At 41.4% G+C, this 3,872-nt stretch carries 4 protein-coding genes; all 4 read left to right on the plus strand.

All coding sequences use genetic code 11. From position 1 onward, the window contains the following. On the plus strand, positions 1-1,256 hold a 1,256-nt coding region (locus H5072_RS13850), incomplete at its 5' end, for a helicase-related protein (protein WP_182693849.1). A gap of 2 nt (positions 1,257-1,258) precedes the next feature. Continuing rightward, complete coding sequence (locus H5072_RS13855; RefSeq protein WP_182693850.1) at positions 1,259-2,197, plus strand: class I SAM-dependent methyltransferase; 939 nt, start codon at positions 1,259-1,261, stop codon at positions 2,195-2,197. Next, positions 2,198-2,878, plus strand: a complete 681-nt coding sequence (locus H5072_RS13860) for a tRNA (adenine(22)-N(1))-methyltransferase TrmK (protein WP_182693851.1) — start codon at positions 2,198-2,200, stop codon at positions 2,876-2,878. Between the two features lie 101 nt (positions 2,879-2,979). Then, the coding region (locus tag H5072_RS13865) for a hypothetical protein (RefSeq protein WP_182693852.1) at positions 2,980-3,872 on the plus strand (893 nt) is incomplete at its 3' end.

The raw sequence follows: 3,872 nt of genomic DNA on the forward strand, positions 1-3,872 counted from the left end.
CGCACTATGTTACCCCGCGTGAAAAAATACTTGGCGCTATCGAAAAAATAAAAGAAGAACTAAAAGAGCGACGCGCCCAGTTACTCAGTGCAAACAAATTAGTAGAAGAGCAACGTGTAGCTCAGCGAACGCAATACGATATAGAAATGATGACCGAGCTTGGTTATTGCTCGGGTATAGAAAACTACAGCCGTTATTTATCGGGTCGTACGCCAGGCGATCCGCCGCCAACATTGCTTGATTACCTACCTGATGACGCATTAATGATTATTGATGAATCGCATGTAACCGTATCGCAAATTGGTGCAATGTATAAAGGCGACAGAAGCCGTAAAGAAAACCTTGTTGAGTATGGTTTTAGAATGCCCTCAGCAATGGATAATAGGCCACTGCGTTTTGAAGAATTTGAAGCCATAGCACCGCAAACTATTTATGTATCGGCAACGCCTGGCGACTTTGAGTTAGAGCGCTGCGCGGGCGAAATAGCAGAGCAAGTAATTCGCCCAACAGGGCTGCTCGACCCACTTATAGAAGTACGTCCTGTGGGCGATCAGGTTGATGATTTACTCTCAGAAATATACAAAAGTGTGGAGAAGGGCGAACGCGTACTGGTAACTACACTTACTAAACGTATGTCTGAGGATTTAACAGACTACCTAAGCGAGCATAATGTAAAAGTACGTTACTTACATTCAGACATTGATACCGTTGAGCGCGTAGAAATAATTCGTGACTTACGAGCAGGCGTGTTTGATGTGTTAGTGGGTATTAACTTACTGCGAGAAGGCCTTGATATGCCAGAAGTGGCACTTGTTGCCATACTTGATGCTGACAAAGAGGGTTTTTTACGCTCGGCTCGCTCGCTGATACAAACCATTGGCCGTGCTGCTCGTCACTTAGATGGCCGCGCTATTTTATATGGTGACAGAATTACAAAATCAATGGCAAAAGCCATGGACGAAACAGCACGCAGGCGCGAAATTCAGCATGCATACAACGTTGAGCACGGTATAGAGCCTCATGCTCTGGCTAAAAAAATACTTGATGTAATGGATGTAGGCGAGGAAGCGGCTCCTAAAGACAACCTTAAACTTATTCGTAAAGAGTCTAAAAAGGTTCTTAGTGCGAAAGAAATTGCCGTGCAAATTAAGCAGCTTGAAACCAAAATGCATGCATACGCAAGCGACCTAGAATTTGAAAAAGCGGGCTCTGTTCGCGATGAAATACATGAACTACAACAACAGTTGATTAATTAAAAATGACAGCAAACTTTACACCTCTTATTACTGCGCTTGAAGACGCGCCAATTTTAAAAAATGAACTGTGTCGTGTTTTTCATGGCCGAGGCCACAGCGTCGAAGCATTAAGCCATATTAATTTAGACTTTTACCCGCCCAGTTTATTTTTGGTTTCGTACGATGAAATTGACGAGCAAACACTAAGCGAGCTCACCAATGCTGTGTGGCAGTGGGCGCAAGAAAATCAGCCTGAGCTTATTACGTCACTTGTGTACCAGCAACGTGCTGGCGTACAAAGCCAAAACACCGTGGTTTATGGGCAATTACCTAACCCACATGTTGTAACCGAAAATGGTATTCGCTTTTTGGTTGATTTACAGAGCCGCCAAAATACCGGAATATTTCCCGATATGCGCAGCGGCCGTGAATTTGTAATGGCTAATAGCAAGCATGGCAAAGTGCTTAATTTGTTTTCATATACATGTGGGTTTTCGCTTGCCGCCATGCAAGGCGGGGCAGATCATGTGATGAACATGGATATGAGCAAAGGCGTGCTAAAAGTCGGCAAGCAAAACCATCAGCTAAATGGTTTTGAGCGCGGCGTAAGTTTTTTACCTCACGATATTTTAAAATCGTTTGGAAAACTAAAAAAAGCAGCCCCGTTTGATTTAATAATAGTTGATCCGCCAAGCTTTCAAAAAGGCAGCTTTATATTAACTAAAGACTATCAAAAAGTGCTGCGCAGGTTGCCAGAGCTACTTTGCGATACCACACAATTACTATTGTGTGCTAATAGCCCAGAGCTTAGCGAAGATGCATTTAAAGCGTTAATAAACGAGAACACCCAAGGCGCAATTGAATTTGTTGAGCGCCTAGCCCCCACCGAGCGTTTTATTGAAGTAGACAGCGACAAAAGTTTAAAAGCGCTTGTCTATAAAACGTCACAAATACCTGCTTAAATGAAGCTCAGTAGACGCCTAACTGCCATTGATAAATTAATTTCGCAGCATCACGATATTATTTGGGATTGTTGCTGCGACCATGGTTATTTAGGCATGGCGCTATTAAAACGCGCAGCTGCAAACCACGTTATTTTTGTAGATATAGTCGCCACTTTAATGAACGATTTAGAAGCGCAATTATCATCTATTAATAAATTACAAAAAACCTGTGATAAAAATCCGCAGTGGCAGGTCTTATGTCAGGATGTAGGCAAAATAGAAATTACTCAAAGTAAAAGCCAAGTAGTTGTAATAGCAGGTGTTGGCGGTGAGCTGTTGTTAAGTTTAGTACAACAAATTATTGCTAATAACGCAGTGGAGCATTTAAATAATGTTCGGTTTATTTTATGCCCAGTGCATCACACTTATAAGTTGCGAGTGGGTTTAAAACAACTCGGTTTAGGGCTTATAAGTGAACAAATAGTCTACGACAACAAACGTTTTTATGAAGTGATTGAAGTGAGCTTTAGTACCAATAATGAGATTAGCCATACCGGCAACAAAATGTGGGACTTTGCTAGTACAGAGCACGCTATGTACCAACGGCAACTCATAAATCATTATAATAAAATGCTCAATAAAGATAAGCCATACTATCAAAAAGTTATAACAGACTATCAAGAACTCACCGATAGTTAAAAAAGCCCAAAAGTAGGGCGTACATGTGATCTAATTACGACATTGATGACGTAATGTGTTCATAGTTTATATCGCACAACGCGAGTTTATTTGGTTTATTTATGTCAGATAACAAGAGTCACATTAATCATTTGCTTAGCAATGAGCAAAAATGGCAACACAGTTACGAGCAACCTATTTCTTATGCACCCCTTGTGCAATTGGCTAATAGTAATTGGGTGGTGCCACAGCATTTTTTACGTTACAAGCACACGCTCCAAAGCGTAAACGAAGTACTTGAGAGTATTGAATTTTCGGCTCACTTTAGAGTGCTTGCTGCACAAAAAGGTGAAGAAATTTACCTGCAAGTAGCAGTGCTGAGCCCTGATAACTACCAAAAAAGCGCATCTACTAATGAAGCCAAAGCTAAAAAACTATTATTTGGCAGACGCTGGATTGTAGAGGAAAACCTACCTACTTCAGAACTTATCCAAACTGCATTTTTAGCGTTAAAAGTAGCGCGAGAACATGAAGTAAGAGAGCTTTTTCAGTTAATGCAAAGCGGCGCAACAAGCACGCCATTTAACAATCACCACGACTTACCTGTAATGGCGCAAAACCCTGAACTTGTTAAAAGCGAAGCGGTTACAAGTAACGTTGATGGAGTGCTTAAACGTATTGTATTTGCAGGAAAAAGTATTGAGCTTAAAAGTCAGCAGCAAGTAGCCGAGCAACATTTATATACTGTTGAGCTGTTGTGTGAGGATTGCCAGCTTAGCGAGTTTAATAAAAAAACAATTGCGTTTTTAACAGCAGACTCATCCGCTAATAGTTTTTTACACGGCTTAATTGCGGCATTGGTGGCCACAAGTAATGACTACGTAAACGAGCAGTTTAAATACAAAGGTTTTGCCCGCTTTAGTAAGCACGTAGTGGTTGAACAAGTAGGTAATCTAAGTATCGCTATGCGCTCGCCAAGTACCGTAGGGCTTTGCTCTATGGGTAAGCAACATGC

Origin of the sequence: Pseudoalteromonas sp. SR45-5 (genome assembly GCF_014163565.1) — a bacterium.
Lineage (GTDB): Bacteria > Pseudomonadota > Gammaproteobacteria > Enterobacterales > Alteromonadaceae > Pseudoalteromonas > Pseudoalteromonas distincta.